At 61.4% G+C, this 26,976-nt stretch carries 19 protein-coding genes and 7 tRNA genes; 18 read left to right on the forward strand and 8 right to left on the reverse strand.

Annotated elements, in window-relative coordinates; genetic code table 11:
• Positions 1-23 precede the first annotated feature (23 nt).
• The 4 genes from EL191_RS09975 (at position 24) to EL191_RS09990 (ending at position 5,262) form a co-directional block, all read left to right on the forward strand.
• Positions 24-1,193, forward strand: a complete 1,170-nt coding sequence (locus tag EL191_RS09975; RefSeq protein ID WP_232005524.1) for a glycosyltransferase family 4 protein — start codon at positions 24-26, stop codon at positions 1,191-1,193.
• Positions 1,193-2,152 (forward strand): NAD-dependent epimerase/dehydratase family protein, encoded by a 960-nt coding sequence (locus EL191_RS09980; RefSeq protein ID WP_041978502.1) that lies wholly within the window; start codon positions 1,193-1,195, stop codon positions 2,150-2,152. Before EL191_RS09975 ends, EL191_RS09980 begins: the two co-directional genes overlap by 1 nt.
• Positions 2,149-3,156, forward strand: coding sequence for an MraY family glycosyltransferase (locus tag EL191_RS09985; protein WP_041978505.1), 1,008 nt, complete (start codon positions 2,149-2,151; stop codon positions 3,154-3,156). The genes EL191_RS09980 and EL191_RS09985 overlap by 4 nt, the downstream gene beginning before the upstream one ends.
• 105 nt (positions 3,157-3,261) lie before the next feature.
• Entirely contained in the window at positions 3,262-5,262 is a 2,001-nt protein-coding gene (locus EL191_RS09990) for a polysaccharide biosynthesis protein (protein ID WP_041978508.1), read from the forward strand.
• 513 nt (positions 5,263-5,775) lie between these two features.
• Here the strand turns inward: EL191_RS09990 and EL191_RS09995 are convergent.
• Positions 5,776-5,851: transfer RNA gene (locus tag EL191_RS09995), tRNA-Asn, on the reverse strand.
• 509 nt (positions 5,852-6,360) lie between these two features.
• A complete protein-coding gene (locus tag EL191_RS10000) occupies positions 6,361-7,557 on the reverse strand; it encodes an amino acid aminotransferase (RefSeq protein WP_041978511.1) in 1,197 nt (398 codons plus the stop codon).
• Positions 7,558-7,802: 245 nt separating this feature from the next.
• Here EL191_RS10000 and uvrB point away from each other — a divergent pair, with 245 nt between their 5' ends.
• On the forward strand, positions 7,803-9,818 hold the full coding sequence (gene uvrB, locus EL191_RS10005; RefSeq protein ID WP_017363974.1) for an excinuclease ABC subunit UvrB: 2,016 nt from the start codon (positions 7,803-7,805) through the stop codon (positions 9,816-9,818).
• Between the two features lie 220 nt (positions 9,819-10,038).
• Here the strand turns inward: uvrB and EL191_RS10010 are convergent, their stop codons facing one another.
• Entirely contained in the window at positions 10,039-11,592 is a 1,554-nt protein-coding gene (locus tag EL191_RS10010; RefSeq protein ID WP_013715108.1) for an MDR family MFS transporter, read from the reverse strand.
• A complete protein-coding gene (locus EL191_RS10015) occupies positions 11,582-12,631 on the reverse strand; it encodes an HlyD family secretion protein (protein ID WP_017363973.1) in 1,050 nt (349 codons plus the stop codon). The genes EL191_RS10010 and EL191_RS10015 overlap by 11 nt, the downstream gene beginning before the upstream one ends.
• 107 nt (positions 12,632-12,738) lie before the next feature.
• Between EL191_RS10015 and EL191_RS10020 the strand changes: the two genes are divergently transcribed.
• From EL191_RS10020 to EL191_RS10065, 10 genes are all read left to right on the forward strand, one after another.
• Positions 12,739-13,659, forward strand: coding sequence for a LysR family transcriptional regulator (locus tag EL191_RS10020; RefSeq protein ID WP_013715110.1), 921 nt, complete (start codon positions 12,739-12,741; stop codon positions 13,657-13,659).
• Positions 13,660-13,693: 34 nt separating this feature from the next.
• Positions 13,694-15,175 (forward strand): glutamate--tRNA ligase, encoded by a 1,482-nt coding sequence (gene gltX / locus EL191_RS10025; RefSeq protein ID WP_041978515.1) that lies wholly within the window; start codon positions 13,694-13,696, stop codon positions 15,173-15,175.
• 244 nt (positions 15,176-15,419) lie between these two features.
• Positions 15,420-15,495 (forward strand) — tRNA-Ala (locus EL191_RS10030).
• Between the two features lie 60 nt (positions 15,496-15,555).
• Positions 15,556-15,631: transfer RNA gene (locus tag EL191_RS10035), tRNA-Glu, on the forward strand.
• Positions 15,632-15,680: 49 nt separating this feature from the next.
• Positions 15,681-15,756 (forward strand) — tRNA-Ala (locus tag EL191_RS10040).
• Positions 15,757-15,804: 48 nt separating this feature from the next.
• A tRNA-Glu gene (locus tag EL191_RS10045) sits at positions 15,805-15,880 on the forward strand.
• Between the two features lie 47 nt (positions 15,881-15,927).
• Positions 15,928-16,003, forward strand: a tRNA-Ala gene (locus EL191_RS10050).
• A gap of 48 nt (positions 16,004-16,051) precedes the next feature.
• Positions 16,052-16,127 (forward strand) — tRNA-Glu (locus EL191_RS10055).
• 182 nt (positions 16,128-16,309) lie between these two features.
• The gene (locus EL191_RS10060) at positions 16,310-16,849 is read left to right on the forward strand and encodes a TetR/AcrR family transcriptional regulator (protein ID WP_041769417.1); all 540 of its coding nucleotides are present in this window, start codon (positions 16,310-16,312) and stop codon (positions 16,847-16,849) included.
• 22 nt (positions 16,850-16,871) lie between these two features.
• Entirely contained in the window at positions 16,872-17,711 is an 840-nt protein-coding gene (locus EL191_RS10065) for an alpha/beta hydrolase family protein (protein ID WP_041978558.1), read from the forward strand.
• On the opposite strand, the gene EL191_RS10070 is transcribed toward EL191_RS10065, so the two are convergent.
• Positions 17,681-19,594: a sensor domain-containing diguanylate cyclase gene (locus EL191_RS10070; RefSeq protein WP_331852429.1), complete on the reverse strand. Its 1,914-nt coding sequence runs from the start codon at positions 19,592-19,594 to the stop codon at positions 17,681-17,683. The two genes, EL191_RS10065 and EL191_RS10070, sit on opposite strands and share 31 nt — an antisense overlap.
• A gap of 152 nt (positions 19,595-19,746) precedes the next feature.
• On the opposite strand from EL191_RS10070, the gene EL191_RS10075 reads away from it, so the two are divergent.
• Positions 19,747-20,196, forward strand: a complete 450-nt coding sequence (locus EL191_RS10075; RefSeq protein ID WP_041978563.1) for an acyl-CoA thioesterase — start codon at positions 19,747-19,749, stop codon at positions 20,194-20,196.
• Positions 20,197-20,202: 6 nt separating this feature from the next.
• On the opposite strand, the gene EL191_RS10080 is transcribed toward EL191_RS10075, so the two are convergent.
• Positions 20,203-20,598, reverse strand: a complete 396-nt coding sequence (locus EL191_RS10080) for a hypothetical protein (RefSeq protein WP_041978565.1) — start codon at positions 20,596-20,598, stop codon at positions 20,203-20,205.
• Positions 20,599-20,806: 208 nt separating this feature from the next.
• Here EL191_RS10080 and EL191_RS10085 point away from each other — a divergent pair, with 208 nt between their 5' ends.
• Positions 20,807-21,775, forward strand: coding sequence for a tRNA dihydrouridine synthase (locus tag EL191_RS10085; protein WP_041978567.1), 969 nt, complete (start codon positions 20,807-20,809; stop codon positions 21,773-21,775).
• A gap of 219 nt (positions 21,776-21,994) precedes the next feature.
• On the forward strand, positions 21,995-22,444 hold the full coding sequence (locus EL191_RS10090) for an Hsp20 family protein (RefSeq protein WP_013715118.1): 450 nt from the start codon (positions 21,995-21,997) through the stop codon (positions 22,442-22,444).
• A gap of 53 nt (positions 22,445-22,497) precedes the next feature.
• On the opposite strand, the gene EL191_RS10095 is transcribed toward EL191_RS10090, so the two are convergent.
• Together EL191_RS10095 and EL191_RS10100 are read right to left on the reverse strand one after the other, a co-directional pair.
• The gene (locus tag EL191_RS10095; protein WP_041978570.1) at positions 22,498-25,785 is read right to left on the reverse strand and encodes a sensor domain-containing protein; all 3,288 of its coding nucleotides are present in this window, start codon (positions 25,783-25,785) and stop codon (positions 22,498-22,500) included.
• A gap of 103 nt (positions 25,786-25,888) precedes the next feature.
• Positions 25,889-26,770, reverse strand: coding sequence for a LysR family transcriptional regulator (locus tag EL191_RS10100; protein WP_013715120.1), 882 nt, complete (start codon positions 26,768-26,770; stop codon positions 25,889-25,891).
• Positions 26,771-26,976 lie beyond the last annotated feature (206 nt).

Raw genomic sequence — 26,976 nt, forward strand, 5'->3', positions numbered from 1 at the left:
ATATGACCTGCCGAATTCTGTTGTTGACGTTCTTCTACCCGCCAGATCTTTCGGCTGGGTCTTTTCGGGCTAGCGCGCTTGTTGAGCGGCTCCAGCGCTACGAAGATGCTGGTGTCCAGCTTGATGTGCTGACGACTCAGCCCAATCGTTACACCGACCATAGTGTCGAGGCTGTATCGATGGAGGAGTTGCCCGGGCTGCGAATAAAGCGTGTACGTTTGCCGATGATACGCCAAGGTTTTGTTGGTCAGGCGCTGTCATTCGTACGTTACGCCCGGAAGGTTCATCGTCTTACTTCAAGCCAGGAATACGACATAGTGGTGGCGACATCGTCTCGCCTTATGACTGCTGCACTCGGTGCCTGGGTCGCCTATCGCCGGCGATCATATCTGTACCTGGACATTCGCGATATTTTCGTCGAAAGCCTGCCGCTACTTTTTCGTTACCCGCTCGGAAGCTTTCTGGGGCTTGTGTTTGGTGCTGTCGAGCGCTGGACCGTAGGCCGGGCGGATCGCGTCAACCTGGTTTCAAGGGGGTTTCTTGAATATTTCCAGCGACGTTACCCTGGGCGGGCTTTCTCCCTTTTTTCCAATGGAGTAGATGACGCGTTTGTGAATCTCGCGGCTACTGCCAGGGGAAGTGCACGTGAAGCTGTCGAGCCGATACAGGTGCTGTATGCCGGTAATCTGGGGGACGGGCAGGGCATGCACCTGATCCTGCCTGAACTCGCGCGGCGCCTGGGGCCAAGGGTTCGGTTCCGTATCGTGGGGGCGGGTGGGCGTCTTGATGTGTTGCGTGATTATCTTCAAACCAGTGATCTGGACAATGTGGAGTTGTTGCCGCCTGTCGCAAGAGAGGATCTATTAGAATTGTATCGGGGGTGCGACGTTCTCTTCTTGCACCTCAATGATTATCCCGCATTCAAGCGAGTGCTGCCTTCTAAACTGTTCGAGTATGCCGCGACCGGTAAACCCATCTGGGCCGGAGTCGCGGGCTATGCAGCAGAGTTTATCGCCGCCGAGCTGACCAATACCGCAGTGTTTGCGCCTTGCGACGCAGAGGCCGCGCTTGAAAGTTTCGAGCGACTGGAGCTTGGGCTGACTGATCGCGCTGCGTTTGTCCAGCGCTATGCGCGTCAGCGCATCATGGACGAGATGGCGCAGGACATACTGCAATTGCTGGAGCCGGCCTGATGCAGGTATTGGTTAGTGGAGCCAATGGCCTGGTTGGCGCGGCACTTCTGCGCCGTCTGACGCGTGAGCCCGCCGTGCAGCCGGTTGCCGGTGTGCGCCTGCTGGCGTCGGGCGATCTTCATTGCGAGCAGCGGGCGCTGGGCGATCTGGCCGAGGGGCGGGTCGCTGCTAAGGCGCTGTGTGGGATTGAGGTGGTGGTGCACACGGCCGCTCGGGTGCATGTGATGGAAGAGAGCCAACAGAATCCGCTAGCGGCATTCAGGGCGGTCAATGTGGAGGGGACACGAGCTCTGCTCGAGGCTGCCGCTGGGGCCGGTGTGCGGCGCTTCGTTCTGGTCAGTTCGATCAAGGTGAATGGCGAGGTTAGTCTTCCGGGCAGGCCTTTTTCCGAACGGGACGCGGCGAACCCTCAGGATGCCTATGCCCAGTCCAAGTGGGAAGCAGAGCAGCTTGTACAAGCATTTTGTGAGCAGCACGGTATGGAATGGGTGGTGGTTCGGCCGCCACTGGTCTACGGACCTGGGGTGCGGGCCAACTTTCGGCGCATGATGCAGGCGCTTGCGCGTGGCCTGCCGCTACCGCTGGGGAGTTTGCACAATCTACGCAGCCTGGTGGCGCTGGAGAACCTGGTCGATTTTCTTGTCTGTTGCATGACTCATCCGGCGGCCGCCAATCAGCGTTTTCTGGTGAGCGATGGCAGGGATCTGTCCGTGACCGAGTTGAGCCGCGCTCTCGCCACCGCGCTCGGTTCGCGCTCTTGGTTGGTGCCATTGCCTGGCGCCTGGCTGCATGCAGGCTTTTATCTGCTGGGACGGGCGGCGGCATCGCAACGCCTGTGCGGCGAGTTACGGGTCGACAGCGGTAAGGCACGCAGCTTGCTGCATTGGCAGGCGCCGCAGGGTGTCGATGAGGCATTGGCCGCGACTGCGCAGGATTTCCTGCGAGGGCGCGAGCAATGATTCCGATATGGCTAGTGGGAGTGTTGCTGGTGTCTTGGGGGCTGACAGGCGGTGTGCGTCGTTACGCATTGGCGCGTAGCCTACTGGATGTGCCTAATGCACGCAGCTCGCATGTGGTGCCAACTCCCCGTGGCGGCGGGCTGGCGATTGTCTTGGCGTTTCTCGCGGTGCTGCCCATATTGGCCGCGGAGGCGGTGTTGCAATGGCCGGTGATGTGGGCGCTGTTCGGTGGCGGCGCCTGGGTGGCGGCGCTAGGTTTTCTCGACGATCACGGCCATATCGCTGCGCGCTGGCGTTTGCTCGGGCATTTTGCTGCGGCAGCCTGGGTCTTGGTCTGGCTGGGTGGCTTACCGCCATTGCGAGTGGTCGATGTATCTTTAGAGTTGGGCTGGCTGGGTCATGGATTGGCGCTGGTAGGCCTGGTGTGGCTGCTTAACCTCTATAACTTCATGGATGGAATTGACGGTATTGCGGCAGTTGAGGCCATTTGTGTATGCCTCAGTGGTGCTTTGCTCTATGGGCTACTTGGCCATCATTCTCTGGCATGGACGCCTTTGGCGCTGGGGCTGGCGGCATTGGGCTTTCTGTACTGGAATTTCCCGCCGGCTCGAATCTTCATGGGAGATGCCGGCAGTGGCTTTCTCGGTTTGATGCTGGGTGCTCTGGCGTTGCAGGCGGCGTGGGTAGCGAGCGAGCTGCTGTGGTCTTGGCTGATCCTGCTCGGCGTTTTCGTAGTGGATGCGACCTGGACTCTGTTGCATCGCCTGATAAGGCGCGAGCGGGTCTACGAGGCGCACCGTAGTCATGCCTACCAGTTTGCTTCGCGCCGGTTTCGACGACATTTACCGGTAACGCTGGCGGTCGCGTTGTTGAATTTGATATGGCTATTGCCCCTGGCCGTTGGTGTGGCGCTGGGCTATTTGGATGGCGTTGTGGGATTGCTTTTGGCATATAGTCCCTTGGCGTGGTTGGCATGGCGTTTCGAGGCGGGAGCGGTGGAGTAGCTCTGGCGCAGTTTGGGGGAGCGTATGCGGGTATTCGGTGTTATTTAAGTTAGCGCGAGTCGATATGAGATCGACGGCCTACCACTGGACGATCAAGAGGAACGGATGACGGATAAGCTGCGCAAGAGGCTGGTCAAGTTGCCACGGCGCTACAAGCGTCTGCTGCAGGTTACGGTGGATATCGGCTTGGTCTGGCTAGCGCTGTGGCTGGCATTTGTGGTGCGCCTGGGATTCGACCAGCGCATCGAGCCATGGGGTGACCACCTCTGGTTATTCGTCGTGGCTCCATTTATCGCCATTCCCTGCTTTGTCCGGCTGGGTATGTACCGCGCGGTAATGCGCTATTTCGGCAATGATGCGCTGTTGGCGATTTTCAAGGCGGTCACGTTCTCCGCCTTGACGCTGGCGCTGGCTGTTTACTGGTATCGCGATCCGCCAGCGCTGGTGCCTCGTTCGCTTGTGTTCAACTACTGGTGGTTGAGTCTGTTCATGATCGGCGGGCTGCGCTTGCTGATGCGTCAGTACTTTATGGGCGACTGGTATGTGGCGGCGCGGAAGATGCCGTTCGTTAATGCCAGTCGTGCGGGTGCTTTGCCCAAGGTGGCTGTTTACGGAGCTGGGGCTGCGGGTAATCAGCTTGTCGCTGCGCTTCGGATGGGGCGATCTATGCAGCCGGTGGCGTTCGTCGATGATGACGACAATATTGCCACGCGAATCATCGCCGGTCTCCAGGTCTACAAGCCCAAACACATCCAGCAGATGATCGAAGAGACCGGGGCGCAGGAAATTCTACTAGCGGTGCCCTCTCTCTCGCGGGCGCGGCGGCGTGAAATACTTGAAGACTTGGAGGGTTTTCCGCTGCATGTTCGTTCTGTGCCTGGTTTCATGGATCTAGCTAGTGGGCGGGTGAAGGTCGACGACCTGCAGGAGGTCGATATTGCCGACTTGCTGGGGCGAGACCCAGTACCGCCAAACCAGGCATTGCTGGACCGCTGCATCAAAGGCCAGGTGGTAATGGTCACCGGTGCGGGCGGTTCTATCGGGTCCGAGTTGTGTAGGCAGATCGTTGCAAGTGCTCCAAGGGTGCTGGTGCTGTTCGATCACTCGGAATACAACCTTTACAGCATTCACGCCGAGTTGGAGGAACGTATTCAGCGCGAATACCTGCCCTTGCAGCTAGTTCCCATTTTGGGGTCTGTACGTCACGCAGCTTGGCTGCTGGATGTTATGCAGACTTGGCATGTTAATACTGTGTACCACGCTGCGGCCTATAAGCATGTGCCCATAGTTGAGCACAACATTGCCGAGGGCGTACTTAACAATGTGGTAGGGACGTTAAATGTCGCCCAGTCTGCGATTCAGGCGGGTGTGGAGCATTTCGTGCTTATTTCAACTGACAAGGCGGTCCGACCTACCAATGTGATGGGTAGTAGCAAGCGTCTTGCCGAGATGATTCTACAGGCGTTGAGTGATGAGTCGGCCCCCGTTCTATTTGGTGAGGATGGTGTTCATCGCGTTAATAAAACGCGCTTCAATATGGTTCGTTTCGGCAATGTATTGGGTTCGTCTGGCTCAGTGATTCCGAGGTTTCATGAGCAGATTCGGCGCGGTGGGCCACTTACCGTTACTCACCCCAATATCACTCGCTACTTCATGACGATCCCGGAAGCAGCACAATTGGTGATACAGGCTGGCTCGCTGGGTCAGGGCGGAGATGTGTTTGTTCTAGACATGGGGCCGCCGGTTAAGATCCTCGATTTGGCCGAGAAGATGATCCATTTGAGTGGCCTGAGTGTGCGTTCTGAGCGCAATCCGCAAGGCGATATCTCGATAGAATTTACCGGTTTGCGGCCAGGTGAAAAGCTGTACGAAGAGCTGTTGATTGGTAATGACGTCAGTGAGACACAGCATCCCATGATCATGCGAGCGAACGAGGAGATGCTCTCCTGGGATGTGTACAAGCGTGTATTGAGGGAGCTACTGGGAGCATTGGAAAGTGACGATTATGACCGAGTGCGACAGTTGCTTCGGGAGACGGTCAGTGGCTATCGCCCGGAGGGGGATATTGTCGACTGGATTCATATGCGGCAACGTTCAGATAACTGACTTGATACTGGGAAAGCGGCTTTGGGCGGTAGGTGGAGGGCTTGGAGTCTTCTTGCATTGGGCGTCAATGCGCGTTGCGACTTCATCTATCTTCCCCGTTGTGCCCATTCTCTCCTTCGTCTCTCTGGCTACTACTGCCACGACGAGTCGGAGGTCAACACCTGGCCGCTCTTAGGCTTTCACGAATTTATGCCATCTACCTGCGAATGGCTTCGATTGGTTCCAAAACCTGGGCTCGCCAGCGAAGCTGAACGCGCTCTAGCGCAGCGCTGGAAGGGGGGGGCGAAGCGAATAACCTGGGACGCAGTACCTTGTTGGGAGTCTGCAGGTAATAAAAAACCCAGCACTAGGCTGGGTTCTTGAATTTGGCTCCGCGACCTGGACTCGACAGCGAAGCTGAACGCGCTTCAGCGCGGCCCCGAAGGGGTGAGCGAAGCGAATAACCTAGGAGCAGTCCCTGGAGAGAGTTCAGAGGAAATGAAAAAGCCCCGGTATGAACCGAGGCTTTGAATTTGGCTCCGCGACCTGGACTCGAACCAGGGACCCAATGATTAACAGTCATTTGCTCTACCGACTGAGCTATCGCGGAACAACGACGCGTATGTTACTGATTAAAAAAGAGAAGTCAACCTTTTGGATGGCCTGCTGTTCTGCAGAGGTCTCACTGGTGCGCCATCACCATTCCTTTGATGGCATTTTGCCTTTCGCGCTGCATTCTGTGATAGGTTTCACAAAAAATGGAGCGTGGCGAATGGCAGGAAGTCGTAAGCGTTTTTACGTGTGTTGCATGTGCGTGTTGATTCTTTCCTATGCAATGCTGTCGGTAGCAGGGATGGGTATTGCATCGCCGTTGTAGGGCACCTCTAGAAACTACCTGCGTTGCCATCGTTGCGTTAAAAAACAGCCTCAGAATGCTCATTTACAACACGTAAACTGCGCTTCTTCGCCTGTTTTTGCCTTGCGCTGACTACCTCGCCTACGTTTTTAGAGGCGCCCTGTAGCGTGGGCTTGTTGCTATAGTGGCGGCATTTCGTCCCTCTCAGGCGTAAACAAAAAAACGCCGGCTCGAAGCCGGCGTTTTTTGTTTATCGCAGCGGCTTAAAGCACTGCGTGGATGGCGCGAGTGACGCTGTCCAGGTTGCCGTGGTTCAGCGCGGCGACGCAGATGCGGCCGGTGCCTACGGCGTAGATGCCGAACTCTTCCTTGAGGCGCTCCACTTGCTCCACGGTGAGGCCGGAGTAAGAGAACATGCCGCGCTGCTCGGCTACGAAGCTGAAGTCGCGTTTGGCGCCCAATGCCGCCAGTTGCTCGACCATGGCCAGGCGCATGCTACGAATGCGATCGCGCATTTCGCCCAGCTCGGCTTCCCACATGGCGCGCAGTTCCGGGCTGTTGAGTACGCTGGCGACCACGGTGGCGCCATGGGTTGGCGGGTTGGAGTAGTTGGTGCGGATCACGCGCTTGAGTTGCGACAGTACGCGGCCCGACTCTTCACGGCTGCTGGTGACCAGCGACAGGGCGCCGACACGCTCGCCATATAGGGAGAACGATTTTGAGAAGGAGCTGGAGACGAAGAACTCCAGGCCTGACTCGGCGAACAGACGCACGGCTTCGGCGTCCTGGTCGATGCCGTCACCGAAGCCCTGGTAAGCGATGTCGAGGAAGGGCACGTGCTCACGCTCGCGCAGGACTTCCAGCACGGCTTTCCAGTCTTCCAGCTGCAGGTCGACGCCAGTCGGGTTATGGCAGCAGGCGTGCAGCACGACGATGGAGCGGGCCGGCAGGTTGCGCAGGTCTTCGAGCATGCCTCCACGGTTCACGCCATTGCTGAACGGATCGTAGTAGCGGTAGTTGTGCACCGGGAAGCCGGCGGATTCGAACAGTGCGCGGTGGTTTTCCCAGCTCGGGTCGCTGATGGCCACGGTGGCGTCCGGCAGCAGGCGCTTGAGGAAGTCGGCACCGATCTTCAGTGCGCCGGTGCCGCCCAGGGCCTGGGTGGTGATCACGCGGCCGGCTTCGATCAGGGCTGCGCCCTTGCCGAACAGCAGCTCCTGCACGGCCTTGTCATAGGCGGCGATGCCTTCGATCGGCAGATAGCCACGCGGGGCGTGAGCCTCGATACGCGCTTTTTCGGCTTCTGCGACGGCGCGCAGCAGCGGAATTCGCCCCTCCTCGTTGTAGTAGACGCCCACGCCAAGGTTGACCTTGGTGGTGCGGGGGTCGGCGTTGAATGCTTCGTTGAGGCCCAGGATGGGATCGCGCGGAGCCATTTCGACGGCAGAGAAGAGACTCATGATGGGTGCGGCAACTCGAGTGAGGGGTGGGTGGCCAGGCGTCCCCAACGAAAGCGCTAGGGAGCGCGTAAACGGGGCGTTAGTATAACGACCCTGAATCCAGGGGGCGACAGCGCAAAGCCCTGAATTAAGGCCTTTTGCCAGGTAATTCGACTCTACTTGGACCTATCGCCAGATCGCCCCGCAATTCATGGCTTTTGACGCAGTCCGAAAGGATGCGTCACAGTCATTTGTCGAGGTGCTGCATGTCCGAGTTTCAGTTGGTGACCCGCTTCAAGCCTGCCGGCGATCAGCCCGAGGCAATCCGGCAGATGGTCGAGGGGCTGGAGGCCGGTCTTTCCCACCAGACCTTGCTGGGGGTGACCGGCTCGGGCAAGACCTTTTCCATCGCCAACGTGATCGCCCAGGTGCAGCGCCCGACCCTGGTGCTGGCGCCGAACAAGACCCTGGCCGCGCAGCTCTATGGCGAGTTCAAGGCGTTCTTCCCGAACAACGCGGTGGAGTATTTCGTCTCCTACTACGATTACTACCAGCCGGAAGCCTATGTGCCGTCGTCGGACACCTTCATCGAGAAGGATGCCTCGATCAACGACCATATCGAGCAGATGCGTCTGTCGGCGACCAAGGCGCTGATCGAGCGCAAGGACGTGATCGTGGTCTGCACCGTGTCCTCGATCTACGGCCTGGGCAGCCCTGAGGAGTACCTGAAAATGGTGCTGCACCTCGATCGGGGCGACAAGATGGACCAGCGCGCGCTGCTGCGGCGCTTGGCCGAGCTGCAGTACACGCGCAACGACATGGATTTCGCCCGTGCGACTTTCCGCGTGCGCGGCGATGTGATCGACATTTTCCCGGCGGAGTCGGATCTTGAAGCGATTCGTGTCGAGCTGTTCGATGACGAGGTGGAGAGCATCAGCGCCTTCGATCCACTGACTGGCGAGGTGATCCAGAAGCTGCCGCGCTTCACCTTCTACCCCAAGAGCCACTACGTCACGCCGCGCGAAACCTTGCTGGAGGCGGTGGAGCACATCAAGGTCGAACTGCAGCAGCGTCTGGAATACCTGCGTGGCGCCAACAAGCTGGTGGAGGCGCAGCGTCTGGAGCAGCGCACGCGTTTCGACCTGGAGATGATCCTCGAGCTGGGCTACTGCAACGGCATCGAAAACTACTCGCGCTACCTGTCCGGTCGTCCGGCCGGCGCGCCGCCGCCCACCCTCTACGACTATCTGCCTGACGAAGCGCTGCTGGTGATCGATGAGTCCCACGTTTCGGTGCCGCAGGTCGGTGCGATGTACAAGGGCGACCGCTCGCGCAAGGAAACCCTGGTGGAGTACGGCTTCCGTCTGCCGTCGGCGCTGGATAACCGGCCAATGCGTTTCGAGGAGTGGGAGGCGGCGAGCCCGCAGACAATCTTCGTTTCCGCCACGCCCGGCCCTTACGAGGCCGAGCACGCCGGTCGGGTGATCGAGCAGGTGGTAAGACCTACCGGCCTGGTCGATCCTGAAGTGGAGGTGCGCCCGGCGCGCACCCAGGTCGACGATCTGCTCTCGGAAATTCGTCTACGGGTGGCGGCAGGGGATCGTGTGCTGGTTACCACGCTGACCAAGCGCATGGCCGAGGACTTGACCGACTATCTGGGTGATCATGATGTCAAGGTGCGTTACCTGCACTCGGACATCGATACCGTGGAGCGGGTAGAGATCATCCGCGATCTGCGCCTTGGCGCTTTCGATGTACTGGTGGGCATCAACCTGCTGCGCGAGGGCCTGGATATGCCCGAGGTGTCGCTGGTGGCGATCCTCGATGCGGACAAGGAGGGTTTCCTGCGCAGCGAGCGCTCGCTGATCCAGACCATTGGCCGTGCGGCGCGCAATCTCAATGGCAAGGCGATTCTCTACGCCGACAACATGACCGGCTCGATGCAGCGCGCCATTGGTGAGACCGAGCGGCGCCGCGAGAAGCAGATCGCCTTCAACGAAGCCAACGGCATCGTGCCCAAGGGGGTGCAGAAGGACGTCAAGGACATCCTCGAAGGTGCGGTGGTGCCGGGGGCGCGCAGCAACAAGCGCAAAGGTATGGCCAAGGCCGCGGAGGAGAGTGCTCGCTACGAGAACGAGCTGCGCTCGCCAAGCGAGATCACCAAGCGCATTCGCCAGTTGGAAGAGAAGATGTATGCCCTGGCGCGCGACCTGGAGTTCGAGGCTGCGGCGCAGTTGCGTGACGAGATTCAGAAGCTGCGGGATCGGTTGCTGCAGGTTTGATGCATCAGTGAGTGTGGTGAGGCGCTTTCGACTCTGGCATCCCGCTTCGTTCTACCTCCTGCATCCATGCAGTTGTAGCGGCGACGGTCGCGGCTGAAGCCCCTCCCACAGGTCTGGCGGTATCTATGGAGTCTGTGTTGGAGCCTCGCCCCGGGGCGAAGCGGTTGGCTTCGCGGTGTTCTTGCGATTCGCCGCGGGGCGAGGCTCCTACGGAGCAGGGTCAGTGCGCCGCGCCGCCACCCGCCATGTTCTGCGGCAGCTTTCGTGTCAGCAGGATCGCCAGCATGCTCACACCCAGGGCGATGCCGATGAAATGGAATGCGTCGTTGTAGGCCATGATGATCGCTTGCTCGTGGACGATCTGGCTTAGCTTGGCCAGTGCAGCCTGTTCGCTACCCAGGGTTTGCGTCAGCAGGTGCAGGCGCTCCTCCACCTGTGGATTGGTCGGCACGATGGATTCGCGCAGGTAGTCGAAATAGACCTTGGCGCGCGCATCCAGCAGGGTGGCGAGCAGGGCGATGCCGATGGCACCGCCGAGGTTGCGCAGGATGTTGAACAGGCTGGAGGCCGAGCCGGCATCCTGCGGCAGGATGTAGGCGGTGGCGATCAGCGACACTGTGACCATCACCAGCGGTTGGCCCAGAGCGCGGATGATCTGGATGTGCTGGAACTGCTCGCCGGCGAAGTCCGGGTTGAGCACGCCGGAGAAGAAGCTCGCCGCGCCGAACAGGGCAAAGCCCAGGGCGCACAGCCATTTCGGCGAGATGATCTTCATCAGCTTGGGTACCAGCGGGATCAGGAACAGCTGCGGCACGCCCATCCACATGATCACTTCGCCGATCTGCATGGCGTTGTAGCCCTGAATCTGTGCCAGATACAGCGGCAACACATAGATCGAACCGTACAGTCCGACGCCGAGGCCCAGGCTGGAAATGCTGGCCAGGCCGAAGTTGCGTTCGCGCAGCACGCCTAGGTTGATCAGTGGATTGGGGCGGGATATCTGCAGGATGACGAACAGGATCAGGCTCACCAGGGCCACGCTGCCCAGGCCGACGATCAGCTGAGATTCCAGCCAGTCCTTGCGGTGGCCTTCTTCGAGAAATACCTGCAGGCAGCCTAGGCCTATGCCCAGGGTGACGATGCCGGCGTAGTCGGTGGTCTTCAGCAGCTCCCAGTGTGGCGCCTTTTTCTCCAGGCCATAGAGCAGGCCGGCGATCATGATCAGGCCGGGCGGCACATTGATGTAGAAGATGTACTCCCAGCCCCAGTTCTCGGTCAGCCAGCCACCCAGCGTCGGCCCGATGGAGGGCGCGAAGGTGGCGGTGATGGCGAACAGGGCCATGCCCTTGGCGCGGTGATGCTCGGGCAGTTTGATCAGCGTCATGGTGAACGCCAGCGGGATCAGCGCGCCGCCGGTGAAACCCTGCAGGGCGCGGAACACGATCATGCTCTCCAGGCTCCAGGCCATGGAGCAGAGCAGCGAGGCGATCAGGAAACCCACCGACACCCACACGGCCAGGCGCCGCGCCGAGAGTAGCTGAACCAGCCAGGCGGTCAGCGGGATCATGATGATCTCGGCCACCAGGTAGGAGGTGGAGATCCATGAACCTTCTTCCAGGGTCGCGGAGAGCGCGCCCTGGATGTCTTTCAGCGAGGAGTTGGTGATCTGGATATCCAGCACCGCCATGAAGGCGCCGAGCATGGCGCTCATCACGGCGATCCAGTCGCGGCGGCTGGGCTCCGCCGTGGGGCGGATCAGCGCATCACCCGTCATGACTGTCGTCGCTGCGCAGGTCCACGGTGACCTCCACCGACATGCCGGGGCGGATCAGGCCACGCAGCGGATTGTCGGCAGCGAAGGTCAGCTTGACCGGGATGCGCTGCACCACCTTGGTGAAGTTGCCGGTGGCGTTGTCCGGCGGTAGCAGGCTGAACTGCGCGCCAGAGGCGGCAAACAGGCTGTCGATGCGGCCTTCGATCGGCGTGTCCGGGTAGCTGTCGAACAGCAGCTCGGCCTTTTGTCCCGGGCGCATGCGGCCTATCTGGGTTTCCTTGAAGTTGGCCTGAATCCAGATGTCCTGATCCGGTACCAGCGACAGCAGGTAGGCGCCGCTTTGCACCACCTGGCCTTCACGCGCCGAGCGCTGGCCGACCATGCCGCTGATTGGCGCGTGAATCTGTGTGCGCGAGAGATTGAGGTCGGCCTGTTCCAGGTCGGCCTGTGCGGAAAGAATCAGTGCATCCAGGCGCTTGAGCTCGGCTTCCAGGCTGGAAACCTGCTGACGCTGCGCCTGCAGATCGGCCTGAGCCTTGGCCACTTGCGAACGGGCCACACGGTTGTCGGCGGCCAGGGTGGTGACCCGCTCTTCGGAGACATAGCCCGGCTTGCGCAGGGTCTGGGCGCGGCCGAGGTCGAGCCTGGAGCGATCCAGCGTGGCCTGGCTGGCGGCGACATCGGCCTGGCTGGCGGCGATCAAGCTGGCCTGCTGGTCGAGTTTGCTCTGCGCCTGGGCGCGCTCGGCCTGGTGGGTTTCCAGGGCTGCGAGGGCGCGCTGGCGAGTCAGGCGGAAATCGGCGTCTTCCAGCACGGCCAGCAACTGACCGGCTTCCACGTGCTGGTTGTCGCGTACCAACACCTTTTCGATGCGTGCATTCAGCTGGCTCGAGACGCGGGTGATCTCGCCCTGTACGTAGGCGTTGTCCGTGCTCTCGTGGTAGCGGCCGACCAGTAGCCACTGGGCGAGCAGGGCGCCGACGATGAGGGCCAGGACGATTGCGAAGACGAGAAGGCGACGTTGCAGTTTGGCAGGCATGCTTGAGGCTCGGGATGCGGCAAAGAAATGTAAGTAAATTTAACAGTGTTCCCTTTGAGCTAGTAGACTCTAGACTTGGCATGCTTTGTTGCTTATGAGGAACAATCATGGGGCTTGATGACGCACTGATCTTTACCCGAGTGGTGGAATGCCACAGCTTCACCCAGGCCGCGACCAGCATGGGCATGCAGAAGTCGACGGTTAGTCGGCGCATCGCGCTGCTCGAAGAGCGTCTCGGTGTCCGCCTGCTCAATCGCACCACGCGCAAGTTGCGTTTGACCGAGGTGGGACAGGCCTATTACGAGCGTTGCCGGCAGATCATGCTCGATTTCGCCGAAGCCGAGCAGGCGGTGATGCAACTGCAGCGCGAGCCCTCCGGGCTATTGCGCATCACGTCCCCGATTGAATTCGGCCAGCTCTTTCTCGGGCGAGTACTGGGCGAGTTCATGCGCCAATACCCACAGATCGATGCAGAGGTGGAGCTGACGTCGCGCTCCGTCGACCCATTGGAGGAGGGCGTGGACATCGCCATTCAGGTCGGTCAGCCGCAGGATTCCACCTTGATTGCGCGCAAACTGTTCGAAAGCGGCCGGCGTCTGTGTGCGAGCCCTGCCTATCTGGCTGCGCACGGTACACCGCGCAGCGTCGCCGAACTGGAGGGACATCGGGCTATCCTCCTGCAGCACGATGCGCCGCGCTACTGGCCGCTGCTGGGCGAGCATTTGCCCTGCCAGCGCGTGATGACCTGCAACAACATCACCTTTGCTCGTGAGGCGACCCTGGCCGGCGCGGGCATCTCCGGGCTGCCGGTGATGATCAGCGAAGAGGCTGTGCGTAGCGGGCGTTTGGTCGAGCTACTGCCTGAGGCGCGCTTGCCGGTGGGCGAGGTCTATGCCATCTATCCGTCGCGGCGCTTCCAGGCGATGAAGGTCAAGACCTTCCTCGACTTTCTCATCGCCAGCTTGCCCATCACACGGGGCGGCCTGCTGGAGCCGGGGGCCGTCGGCCTGCTAACATCGCCCGCTTGATTCAAAACCTCGTGTCTTCCATCCGAGAGCATTCATGACCACCGTTCGTACCCGTATCGCGCCATCACCGACCGGCGACCCCCATGTCGGCACCGCTTACATCGCACTGTTCAACCTGTGTTTCGCTCGTCAGCACGGTGGTCAGTTCATCCTGCGCATCGAAGACACCGACCAGCTGCGTTCGACCCGCGAGTCCGAGCGGCAGATCTTCGACGCCCTGCGCTGGCTGGGTATCGAATGGGACGAAGGCCCGGATGTCGGCGGCCCGCATGGCCCGTACCGGCAGAGCGAGCGCGGCGAGATCTACAAGAAGTATTCGGACGAACTGGTCGCCAAGGGTCATGCCTTCCCGTGCTTCTGCTCCGCCGAGCGCCTCGATGAAGTGCGCGCGCAGCAGATGGCCAACAAAGAAACTCCGCGTTACGACGGTCACTGCATGCACCTCGAGCCGGCCGAGGCGCAGCGCCGCATCGCCGCAGGCGAGTCGCACGTAGTGCGCATGAAGGTGCCGAGCGAGGGCGTTTGCGTGGTGCCGGACATGCTGCGTGGCGATGTCGAGATTCCGTGGGATCGCATGGACATGCAGGTGCTGATGAAGGCCGATGGTCTACCGACCTACTTCCTGGCCAACGTGGTCGATGACCACCTGATGGGCATCACCCACGTGCTGCGTGGCGAAGAATGGCTGCCGTCCGCGCCCAAGCTGATCAAACTCTACGAATACTTCGGCTGGGAACAGCCGGCGCTGTGCTACATGCCGCTGCTGCGTAATCCGGACAAGAGCAAGCTGTCCAAGCGCAAGAACCCCACCAGCATCACCTTCTACGAGCGCATGGGGTATCTGCCGCAGGCCATGCTCAACTACCTCGGCCGCATGGGCTGGTCGATGCTGGACGAGCGCGAGAAGTTCTCCCTAGCCGAGATGATCGAGCATTTCGACATCAACCGCGTGTCGCTCGGCGGGCCGATCTTCGACCTGGAAAAGCTGTCCTGGCTCAACGGTCAGTGGCTGCGGGAGCTGCCGGTGGAAGCCTTCGCCGCCGAAGTGCAGAAATGGGCGCTCAACCCCGAGTACCTGATGAAGATCGCGCCGCACGTGCAGGGCAGGGTGGAGACCTTCAGCCAGATCGCACCGCTGGCCGGTTTCTTCTTCTCCGGGGCGCTGAACCTGGACGCCAAGCTGTTCGAGCACAAGAAGCTCTCGCCCGACCAGGTGCGCCAGTTGATGCAACTGGTCCTGTGGAAGCTCGAAGCGCTGCGCCAGTGGGAAAAAGACCGTATTACCGGCTGCATCCAGGCTGTGGTCGAACATCTGGAGCTGAAGCTGCGTGACGCCATGCCGCTGATGTTCGCCGCCATCACCGGCCAGGCCAGCTCGGTGTCGGTGCTCGATGCCATGGAAATCCTCGGCCCGGATCTGACCCGCTTCCGCCTGCGCCAGGCTCTGGAGCTGCTCGGTGGCACCTCGAAGAAAGAGGCCAAGGAGTGGGAGAAGCTGCTGGCGGCCATCAACTGAGTTGAGGCGCGAGCGTGTGGGAGGGGCTTTAGTCGCGATGATTTGATTTTGTCGCAGCCACGACTGCATGGGTGCAGGGGGCAGAACGAAGCAGGATGCCAGAGTCGAAAGCCCCTCCTACGGTCGATGTTTACTCTCTGTAGGCTCTAAGTAATTGTTCTAGTGGCAAAAACTTTTGGCTGGCAGGAAAAATGTTGTTGACAGCCAATCGGGGCGCTCTTAACATGCGCCCCGTCCTCGAGATGGGGCTATAGCTCAGCTGGGAGAGCGCTTGCATGGCATGCAAGAGGTCAACGGTTCGATCCCGTTTAGCTCCACCAATCTCGACTCCTTAGGGAGTGCCAGAATCGATGTGAGTCGGTTCGCGATAAGGGTCTTGCGTCCCCTTCGTCTAGTGGCCTAGGACACCGCCCTTTCACGGCGGTAACAGGGGTTCGAGTCCCCTAGGGGACGCCACTTATTCCAGCCGCAGCGCTCAGGCGTTGCAGCCAGACCGCAAGGTTTCGGGGCTATAGCTCAGCTGGGAGAGCGCTTGCATGGCATGCAAGAGGTCAACGGTTCGATCCCGTTTAGCTCCACCAAACACTGACAAGGCCAGCGTAGTGCTGGCCTTGTTCTTCGAAGGTTTTGTCCCCTTCGTCTAGTGGCCTAGGACACCGCCCTTTCACGGCGGTAACAGGGGTTCGAGTCCCCTAGGGGACGCCATTTTCCAGTCGTGACGCGCAAGCGTTGCGAGCCGACCGCAAGGTTTCGGGGCTATAGCTCAGCTGGGAGAGCGCTTGCATGGCATGCAAGAGGTCAACGGTTCGATCCCGTTTAGCTCCACCAATCACACACAAGGCCAGCCTAGCGCTGGCCTTGTCGTTCGAAGGTTTCGTCCCCTTCGTCTAGTGGCCTAGGACACCGCCCTTTCACGGCGGTAACAGGGGTTCGAGTCCCCTAGGGGACGCCATTTTTCTTGCCGCATTTGCGGGACTCAGGGGCCACCTCTTCAGAGGTGGCCCCTTTTTGTTTTCGTCTTCTTTGTCTGGCGCTCGGCCTGCGTTTCCGCAGTGCGGACCAATGGTCGTACAGGCCGCTTGCAAATTAATATGATGATCGTAATATTGTTTGCATCATATAAAGGACAAGGTCATGAGTGGGCGCAAGCGTGAAACCCGTGAACGCATTATCGCCGCGGCTGGTCGTGTACTCGCCGAGCGAGGGCCGGGCGACCCGGCCGTGGCCGAAGTGATGGCGGCAGCCGGGCTGACGGTGGGCGGCTTCTATGCGCACTTCGTCAGCAAGGACGCATTGATGCTGGAGGCGTTCGAGCAGGTACTCCGGATCCGCCGGGAGCGTGTCGCCATGGTCGACTCGAGCTTGAGCGGCAGAGAGCGCAGGGTGTTGCTGGCGGCTTTCTATCTCTCGCGCAAGCATCGTGACGATGTGGAGGGGCGTTGTCCCTTGCCGAGCTCGCTGGCGGAAATCGCACGCTTGCCAGAGGGGTTCCGGCAGGCTCTGGCCGAACACGTTGAGTTGATGGTGGCGCAGATGAGTCAAGCACCAGAAGAGGCGGAGGCGGCGTTGGCCGACCTGGCGTTGATGGTAGGCGGTCTGGCGTTGGCGAGGGCATTGGGTCCGGGGATTTTGTCCGACCGGCTGTTGCGTGCTGCCAAGTCGGCAGTGATCTGATCAAGAGCGTGAGGAGAGGGTGATGAACCAGATGACGTGGGTACGCGGTGTCAATGCAACGCTGGGCAGGGTCGCTCCGCAATTGGTCGCCAGCCGTTTGCGCGAGCGCTTCATGACGCCGCGTAACCTGCCGCCACGTGAGTGGGAGCTGCCCCTGTTGACCAGTGCCGAGCGCATCACCTTGCGCTTCGGGCTGTCTGCCTTGCGCTGGGGCAGTGGGCCTACGGTCCTGCTGATGCACGGCTGGGAGGGCCGGCCGACGCAGTTCTCGGCGTTGATTCACGGGTTGGTAAAGGCGGGCTACGGCGTGGTTGCGCTGGATGCTCCGGCGCACGGGCGCTCGCCTGGTCGCGAGGCGAATGTCGTGCTGTTTGCGCGAGCACTGCTTGAGGCTGCCAGCGAGCTGCCGCCATTGCAGGCGGTAGTCGGTCACTCGATGGGCGGCGCCAGTGCGTTGCTGGCTACGCAGATGGGGTTGCGTACCGAGGCGCTGGTTTCCATATCGGCGCCGAGCCGGATTCTCACGATGCTGCGTGGTTTTGCCCATTTCATGGGTTTGCCGGCCGAGGCACGTGCGCATTTCGTTCGTCAGGTGGAGAGAACTGCAGGCATTCCCGCTGCGCATCTCGACGTACGGCGTTATCAGCTGGAGTTGCCTGGCTTGATCGTCCATGCGGAGGATGATCGGGTGGTGCCGGTGGATGAGGCCGAACTGATTCACGCTGCCTGGTTCGACAGCCAGTTGCTGCGCCTGCCGGCCGGCGGGCACCAGCGCCTGTTGGGTGATCCGCTGATGGTAAAGGCGGTGCTCGATCTGTTGAAACAGGTGCCTCAGAGGTCGTTGAAGGCCCTGGCCTCGTAGCTGACCACACGGTTGCGCCCGTCTGACTTGGCGCGATACAGGGCTCGGTCCGCCAGTTCGAGCCAGTGCTCGCCGCAGCAGGGGTCGCTCGGTACGCCGGCGTGTAGGCCGATGCTCAGACTCAGTGGGATCGATTGTTGCTGATAGCTGCAAGGAGTTCTGGCGATGTCTTCGCGTAGCTGTTCGGCCAGGTCGAGTGCGCCAGTAAGGTCGGTACTGTCGAGCAGGGCGACGAATTCCTCACCGCCGAAACGCGCCAGCAGATCGCTGCTACGCAGGCGCTGCTGAATGCGCTGGGCTGCATGGCGCAGGCAGGCGTCGCCGGCCAGGTGGCCATGGTGATCATTGACCTGCTTGAAGTGATCCAGGTCCATCATCAGAATTGCCAGCGATTGTCGGCTACGCTCGGCCCGGGCGCAGGCGCGCGCCAATTCCTCGCTCAACGTCTGGCGATTGAACAGGCCGGTGAGGCCGTCGCGGCGATTCAGCTCGGCCAGGCGCAGGTTGGCGTTGGACAGTTGTTGCAAGGTATCGCGCAGGGTCGCGGTGCGCTCTTGTACGCGTTGTTCCAGACTTTCACTTATCTGTGTCTGCAGCTCCAGGTGCTTGGCTTGTTCGTTGCGCAGGCGGCGCTCCTGATCGATCAGCTTGGCTTGCGCCTGGCGTTCGGCTTGTTGTGCCTGGCGTATACGAGCGGCAAGGGCGATGGAAAACACTGTCATCTCGATCAGGCCGCCAACCTGCTGGGCATGCAGGGTCAGCAGAGAATAAGGCAGCAGTCCGGTGCCGGTAAGGATGCTGGCGAGGCTGGCGGCGATCAGTACGAACCAGCCGAGGGCGAACAGGCGTGCGGCCGCGTAGCCACTGCGCCAGCGCAGCAGGGTGATGATGAAGGCCGCCACGGCGCAGGCGATCACCAGCACGAAGCTGCCAATCAGCGCGGGAGTATAAGGCCCGAACAACGCCATGCCGAGCACCAGCCAGGCACACACCTTGAGTGTCTGGGTGGTCCAGCGGTAAGGCTTCGCAGCTTTGTCCAGCTCCAGCACGCTATAGGTGAAGTGAATGCCGAAGAGCGTGGCCAGTGCCGAACTGAGCGGGAAGCTGAGCTGATGCCAGGTCAGGGCGTTGGGCCACAGCCATTGCAGGGCGAAGCCGAGCTGGATGAATTGGTACAGGCTGAAACTGCCGACGAACAGGCTGTACCAGAGGTAATTGCGGTCGCGCGTGATGCAGAAAATGGTCAGGTTGTAGATCAGCATCGCGATCAGAGCGCCGAAGAACAGCCCCTGGAGCAACAGGCCGCTCTGCTCCTGATGGTCGAAGGCCTCGTGTGTCATCAGGCTGGCGCTGAGGTTGGCCGAGCCTGCAGTCTGCATGCGCAGCCAGATGCGCCGCTGCTCGCCCGCCTCTACGTGCAAGGGGAGCGCAAGTTGGCGATGCTCGACCCAGCGCCAACTGAAGGGGCGCTGGTCGCCGGCGCGGTAGACTCGCTCTCCGTCCAGACCGTAAGCGTCGAGGTAATCCAGCAATGGATTGCCGACCAGCAGCACCCAGCCAAGCGAGCGACTGTGCGGGTTGTGCACGTCCAGGCGCAGCCAGTAGGCGCTGCCGCTGTAACCGAAGCTGGCGTCTCGTCTATCGACTGCTTGCCAGGCCGAGTCGGGTAGGGCGCGGATATCCGAGAAGCTGGCCTCGCCGCTCGGGTCTCCCCAGAAAGACAGGTAGGGGCCGGGCAGTATCTGCGTCTGGCCGATAGGCAACGGTAGGCTGTCAGCCCAAGACAGTGCAGGCAGCAGCAGAAGCATCAATAGGCGCAGAATGGCTGTCAATTGCTCGGTCTCGGGCGCTCTGGCGAGTGCCGCATTATGGCGCGCCACCATCAGGTGATGAAAGCTCGGCACTGCATGTGCTGGCGCTGCGGCGTATCATGCAGCACCTGATTGGCGGTCGCTGGGATACTGGCGGCCACTGTTTAGCTGGATCACCCGCCAGCCGCGACTCTGCGTGCCGGCTGCAACCTGGAGGTACCGCAATGAACTGGGAGCTGCCCAGCCCCTTCGTCATCGATATCGAAGTGACGGCGGAGGACATCGACGGTCTCGGCCATGCCAACAACGCCGTATACGTGAGTTGGCTGGAGCGTTGCGCCTGGCGGCATTCGCAGTTCTTGGGGCTGGATCTGGTCGAGTACCGCCGTCTGGACCGCGCCATGGCCGTGGTGCGTCACGAGATCGATTATCTGGCCAGCGCCTATGAAGGGCAGCATTTGCAGATGGGCACCTGGATCGTCGAGTCCGATCAGCGCCTGAAGATGGATCGCCGCTTCCAGCTGATACGTCCCGAGGATGGGGTGACGCTGCTCAGGGCTAAGACCACCTTCGTTTGCATCGAGCTGTCCAGTGGGCGCCCCAGGCGCATGCCGGCGGAGTTCGTCGAAGGTTACGGCAAGGCGTTGACGCCGCCTTATCCGCTGGAGCTGTAACGCCGTTTAGTCGATTACCGGGGCGAGAAATACCTGCTCGGGCTCGACCACCACGGCGAATTGGCGGGTTTCGCCGGGCCGTAACAGTACCGATTGCGCGACCTCCGGCCCGCGGCCGCCGCAATAGCCGTCCGGCGAAAGGGCCACGGCGATGCTCAGCTCGCCGCTGGGCAGGTCCAGGCTGGTTTGCTCGCTCGGGCCAAGTCTTGCTACTACCTGCTGGTTGACGTAAAGCTCAACGTCACAGGCGTTCGGCGCGTTGTTGTCGCGGCTGAAGATCAAGCGAGCCGGGGCCTCGGCTACCGGATCTGGCGGCATCTGCTCGATGGCTGTCGGGCGCGTGTCATTGGCCTGTACGCCCAGGCAGTAGATACCCAGAACGATCAGCGCGAGATAACGCATGGCGAGCCTCCTGTTTGGTGGTCGGCCAGTGTGGCCTATCTTGCGCGTCGCGCGCGACCCTGCCGCGACACGTGTCCGTGTGTCGCCGGCGCCTGTTTGAATGCCGATGCGGATACCTCCGTGTACTGTCTTCTGCTTCGCCTGACCTTCGCTCGACGGCACTCCGTGCAGAACCTAAACTGTGTGCCCCTTTTTTCCGGAATACCCCATGCAAATCGCCCTGGCGCCCATGGAGGGGCTGGTCGACGAGATCCTGCGCGACGTCCTGACCCGTATCGGTGGCATCGACTGGTGCGTGACCGAGTTCATTCGCGTCAGTGAGCGACTGTTGCCGGCTGCCACCTATCACAAGCTGGCCCCCGAGCTGTTCAATGGCTCACGGACCCAGGCTGGTACGCCGATGCGTGTGCAGTTTCTCGGCTCCGATCCACAGTGCCTGGCCGACAATGCTGCCTTTGCCTGCACCCTTGGTGCGCCCGTGATCGATCTCAACTTCGGTTGCCCGGCCAAGACGGTGAACAAGTCGCGTGGTGGTGCGGTGCTGCTCAAGGAGCCGGAGTTGCTGCATGCCATCGTCCGTGAAGTGCGGCGCACTGTGCCAGCCGATATCCCGGTGACGGCGAAGATGCGCCTGGGGTTCGAGGGCAAGGAGGGCGCGCTGGACTGCGCGCGGGCGCTGGCCGAAGGTGGTGCGAGCCAGATCGTCGTGCATGCGCGCACCAAGGTCGAGGGGTACAAGCCGCCGGCGCACTGGGAGTGGGTCGCACGGGTGCAAGAGGTCGTCGGCGTGCCGGTGTTCGCCAATGGTGAGGTGTGGACGCTGGACGATTGGCGCCGCTGCCGCGAGATCAGTGGCGTGGATGACATCATGCTGGGCCGCGGTCTGGTATCGCGCCCTGGCCTGGCGCGGCAGATCGCGGCGGTCAGAGCTGGAGAGGCGCCCGCGGAAATGAGCTGGGCCGAACTGCAGCCGCTGCTGCTCGACTTCTGGCAGCAGGCGCGCCGCAAGCTGGCGCCGCGCTACGCGCCCGGCCGCCTTAAGCAGTGGCTGGCGATGCTCACTCGTACCTATCCGGAGGCCGTCGCGCTGTTTGCCGAGGTGCGTCGCGAGCAGGATTGCGAGCGTATCGACCAGTTGCTGATGATGCCCCCAGTTAAAACCTCGTGGCCTGGATGAAATCCAGGCGGCGGGCACATTTCCTTGCTGAGCTTTGCCGCGCATGGCGCACGCTGCGGTAGGGACGGGCGTGGCTGGTGACCACATGCTTCTATGCCGGCTGTAAACGAATTTTTCAGACTCTTGAAAAATATTCTGGCGACCCTAGATACGTGACTGCGGGATGCCGAAGTCGGGTTCCGCGATATGAACCTTGCTGAAATTTTCAGGAGAATACTCATGAGTAACGTACTGTCTCTGGCCCCTCTGTTTCGCCAGTCCGTCGGTTTCGACCGTTTCAACGATCTTTTCGAATCTGCTCTGCGCAGCAATGACGCCGGCAGTTCCTACCCGCCCTATAACGTCGAGAAGCATGGCGAAGACCACTACCGCATCGTGGTCGCGGCTGCGGGCTTCGAGGAAGACGACCTGGAGTTGCAGGTCGAGCGGGGCGTGCTGACCGTGGTCGGCAACAAGCGCGATCGTAGCGCCGAGAGCATCAGCTACCTGCATCAGGGCATTGCCCAGCGCGCGTTCAAGCTGTCCTTCCGCCTGGCCGACCATATCGAGGTCAAGGGTGCCAACCTGGTAAATGGTCTGCTCCATGTCGATCTGGAGCGCATCGTGCCGGAAGAGGCCAAGGCCAAGCGCATCCCCATCGGCAGCCAGCGTCCTGCGCTGGAAAACTGAGTCGATGCAGATGAAAAAGGCGCCGCGGGGCGCCTTTTTCGTTGGGCTGGGTTTCAGCCGTTCTGCATGCTCAGTAGGTCGCGGAAGGCTTCCTGCGGCAGCGGTTTGCTGAACAGATAACCCTGGTAGAGATGACAGCCCTGCGACTGCAGGAACTCCAGCTGGTCCTGCTGCTCGACGCCCTCGGCGATCAGCGCCAGGCCCAGGCTACGCGCCATGGCAACGATGGCGCGGATGATCTCGGCGTCGTTGGGGTCGTTGGTCGCGTCACGCACGAACGACTGGTCGATCTTCAGCATGTCCACCGGCAGGCGCTTGAGATAAGTCAGTGAGCTGTAGCCTGTGCCGAAGTCATCCATGGCAAAACTGACGCCATGCTTCTTCAGGCGCAGCATCTTGCCCACGGTGTCGTCGATGTTCTGAATGACGATGCCCTCGGTGATTTCCAGCTTGAGCATGGCGTTGGGCAACTGGCTGTCGCGCAGGCAACTGGCTACGCGCTCGACGAAGTCGTGCTGGCGGAACTGGCGGGGGCTGATGTTGACGCAGAGGCTGAAGCGCTCGCTATCGACCAGGCCGCCAGTCAGTAACTGCGAGCAGAAGTGGCAGGCTTCGGCCAGCACCCAGCCACCGACTTCGACGATCAATCCGCTTTCTTCCAGTACCTGGATGAAGTGCGCCGGCGATTGCGGCCCCAGTTGCGGATGCTGCCAGCGCAGCAGGGCTTCGGCGCCGACTACCTTACCGTCACGGGCGTCGACCTGGGGTTGGAAGTGCAGTTCGAATTCGCCGCGAGCCAGCGCCAGGCGCAGATCATTCTCCAGGCGCAGGCGAGCACTGGCAGCATCCTGCATGGTGGTACGAAACAGCTGGATGGCATTGCGGCCAGAGTCCTTGGCGCGGTACAGGGCGATATCGGCGCGTTTGAGCAAGTCCGCCGGGGTATTGCCGTGGTCGGGAATCAGCGCGACGCCAATGCTCGGCGTGACCTGCAGGCGGTGGCCGTCCAGCAGCATCGGCTCGGCGAGCAACTGGCGTAGCTTGTCGGCGACCTGGCGGACGTGGCGGGTGACCTCCGAGCGTTTGCCCTCCAAACCCGAAAGCAGGACCACGAATTCGTCGCCGCCCAGGCGTGCCACGGTATCCTCCAGACGCACGCTGGCCTCCAGACGGGCGGTGACCAGACGCAGCACGGAGTCACCGACGGGGTGGCCGAGCGAGTCGTTGATGTGCTTGAAGTGGTCGAGGTCGAGGAACAGCAGGGCGCCGCGCAGGTCATGCCGCTTGAGCAGTGAAATCTGCTGAGTCAGGCGATCCATCAGCAGGGCGCGATTGGGCAGGTTGGTCAGTGCATCGTGGTAGGCCAGGTGCTGAACCTGCGCCTGGGCCTGCTTGAGTTCGCTGATGTCGCGCGCGGTCAGCAGTAGGCAGGGTACGCCATCGAGCTCGATGGGCTGCACGGAGACGTCCACCAGGCGTACCTCGCCGCTGCGATGCTTGCCGTGCATTTCCAGATGCAGCACTTGGCCATTGCGAGCCAGTTGCTCGAGCAACTGCTGGCGCTCATCGGGGAAGGCCCAGATGTCCATCTCGAATGCCGTACGTCCGACCACCTCGTCCGGCGAATAGCCGGTGAGGCGGGTGAAACCCTCGTTGACCTCGATGTAGCGGGCACTGTCGCGCTCGGTGATGGTGATGGCGTCGGGGCTGGAATGAAACGCCTTGGCGAACTTCTCCTCCGAGGCCCTGACGCGCTGCTCGCGCATTAGCCGCTCGCTGATGTCGACCAGCGTGCCGACCATGCGCAGCGGCTGGCCGGCCTCATCGAGTTGCAGCTTGGCGGTGCTTTCGAGATAGCGCAGGCCGCCATTCTCCAGGTGTACGCGGTAGGTGACCTGATAGTGACTGCGGCGCTCCTGCACCAGGCGTTGATAGCTCTGGCGCAGGTTGTGTCGATCCTCCATCGGTACTTTGCGGAAGAAATCGAGGAAGGCGCCTTCGAAGGTTGCTGCCTCCAGCCCCTGGAGTTGTGATGCCCGCGCACTGGCGATCAGCCGGCTGCTGGGTATATGCCAGTCCCAGGTGCCGAGATCGGCGGATTCCAGGGCCAGGCGCAGGCGTTGCTTGCTTTCGTTGAGGGCCTGTTCCTGGGCGCGCTGTTCGGTGATGTTGCGCACGGTGAGGACCAGGCAGGTGGTGCCATTGAGTTCGATTTCTCCGCCGAACAGCAGGTTGCTGGTGACACTGCCATCGCGACTGAACAGGCGTACCTCGAGGTTATCCAGGCGCCCGGCCCGTGCAGCTTCGAGCATGCGCTGACGATCCCTTGGGTCAGCCCATATTCCCAGCTCAAGGGAGGTGTGGCCCACTGCTTCCATGCTGCTCCAGCCGAACTGCCGCTCGAAGCTCGGGTTGACCTCGATGAAGCGACCCGTTTCCCGGTCGGTGATGGCCACCGCGTCAGGAGTATGCATGAAGGCCTTGGCGAACTTTTCCTCGCTGGCGCGCAGCGCGTTTTCTGCACGCTTGCGCTCGCTGGTGTCGAGAAAGGTGCAGAGCATCAGGCGGTCGCCCTGCAGTTCGATGTACTGGCTCGACAACACGCCGTCGAGAATGTCGCCGGCGCGGGTGCGCAGCTGCACTTCCTGAATCACCGGCTCACGGCTCAGTGGTGCCTGCTGGCGCAACTGATCACGCTGGCTGGCGTGTACCCAGAGATTCAGCTCATGGGTCGGGCGACCAAGAATATCACTGGCGTTCCAGCCGAAGGCGTGGGTGAAGTGCTGGTTGACCTCGACGATCTCGCTGTTGTCGTAGCGCACCAGCATCATGATGTCGGGGCTCAGGCGGAACAGGCTGGCGAAGCGTTCTTCCGAGGCGCGCAGGGCCTCGGCACGCTCCTGCTGGGCGCTGATATCGCGGATCACGCCAAACATCCGTGGCCGGCCGTCGGCCTCGCGTTGCAGACTGCCGGTGATCTCCAGCCAGTGCAGGCTGCCGTCCGGCCAGCGAATGCGGTGGCGCAGGGCGTTGGAAATCTGTTCGCCCTTGAGGATGGCCTCGAATGTCGCCAGGACTTCGGCGCGCTCCTCCTCGGGGATCAGTTCGATGTAATGCAGTTCTCGCGTCACCGGGCGATTGGGGTCGAGGCCGAACAACGCCTGTGCGCCGCGCGACCAGTTGACCTGGCCGCTGCGAATGTCCCAGTACCAGGTGCCGAGGTGCGCACCATTCAGGGCAGCCAGCAAGCGCGGTGCGTCTTGCCAGGTTTGCTCGAATTCGGCGGGATCCATCGCCGGGATATGTGGCAGTGGCGGGGTCTGGTCAGTCGATCTGGCCATGGCCGAACCGTTCTCCGGAATGCGCGATGCGCGGGGCGGGCATTAATGGCATCTAGACACTTTTTTTATCGTTATGTCGCCACGTTAGTCTGATGCCGGTGGCCTATGCAAGGTCGTCCCGCTGGCTATCGAGCAGATCCATGAATGCCCGTGCCGCATTGGACAGCGTGCGTTCGGTATGCAGGATGTAGCCCAGCTGGCGGGTCAGCTGAATGCCGGGTATCGGCAGGCGTGCGACCTGCTCGTCGAGCATGGTGCGTGGCAGCACGCTCCAGGCCAGACCGATGGAAACCATCATCTTGATGGTTTCCAGGTAGTTGGTGCTCATGGCGATGTTCGGTGTCAGGCCCTGAGCCTCGAACAGGCGCTGCACGATGTGATGGGTAAAGGTGTTGCCTCCGGGGAACACCGCGGGGTGTTGCGCCACGTCGGCCAGGCTGATCACCTGGCTGCGCGCCAACGGATGTTCCGGCGCGGCGACGAAGTCCAGCGGGTCATCCCAGACCGCCACGGCACGAATCGGCTCGCGTGTCTCCGGGGCGAGGGTAATCACCGCCAGCTCGGCACGGCCATGCAGGACTTCTTCATAGGCCACTTCCGAGTCGAGAAACTGGATATCCAGTGCCACCTGTGGGTGGGCGCGGGTGAATGCGCGCAACAGGGCAGGGAGGCGATGCAGGCCGATGTGGTGGCTGGTGGCCAGGGTCAGACGGCCGCTGACTTCACCGGACAGGTTGGTCAGCGCGCGGCGCGTGTCGTCCAGCACGTTGAGAATCTGGTAGGCGCGTGGCAGCAGGGCGCGGCCGGCCTGGGTGAGGCCGATCTCGCGACCGAGGCGGTCGAACAGGCGCACGCCCAGTTGCTGTTCCAGGCCGGCAATGCGCTTGCTCACGGCTGGCTGGGTCAGGTGCAGGCGTTCGCCAGCTTCGGAAAAGCTGCCGGTTTCGGCGATGGCGATAAAGGCATTGAGGTTGGCCAGATCCATGGAGCGCTCCGGGTATGGAAGATACATTGAGCATACATTCCAATGCGGAATCCTTTGAATAAAAAATATGAATTTGAGTTATTTCGTGCCCGGCAATAGCATTCTCCCTATAAGCCAAAGGGCCTTTTCGCCCGGGCATAGAAAGGTGCACTTCTGACGCCGGGCGGTGATCACGCAGGCAGTTCATGGATGTGCTCAAAAGGCGC

This window comes from Pseudomonas mendocina (assembly GCF_900636545.1).
Taxonomy (GTDB): Bacteria; Pseudomonadota; Gammaproteobacteria; order Pseudomonadales; family Pseudomonadaceae; genus Aquipseudomonas; species Aquipseudomonas mendocina.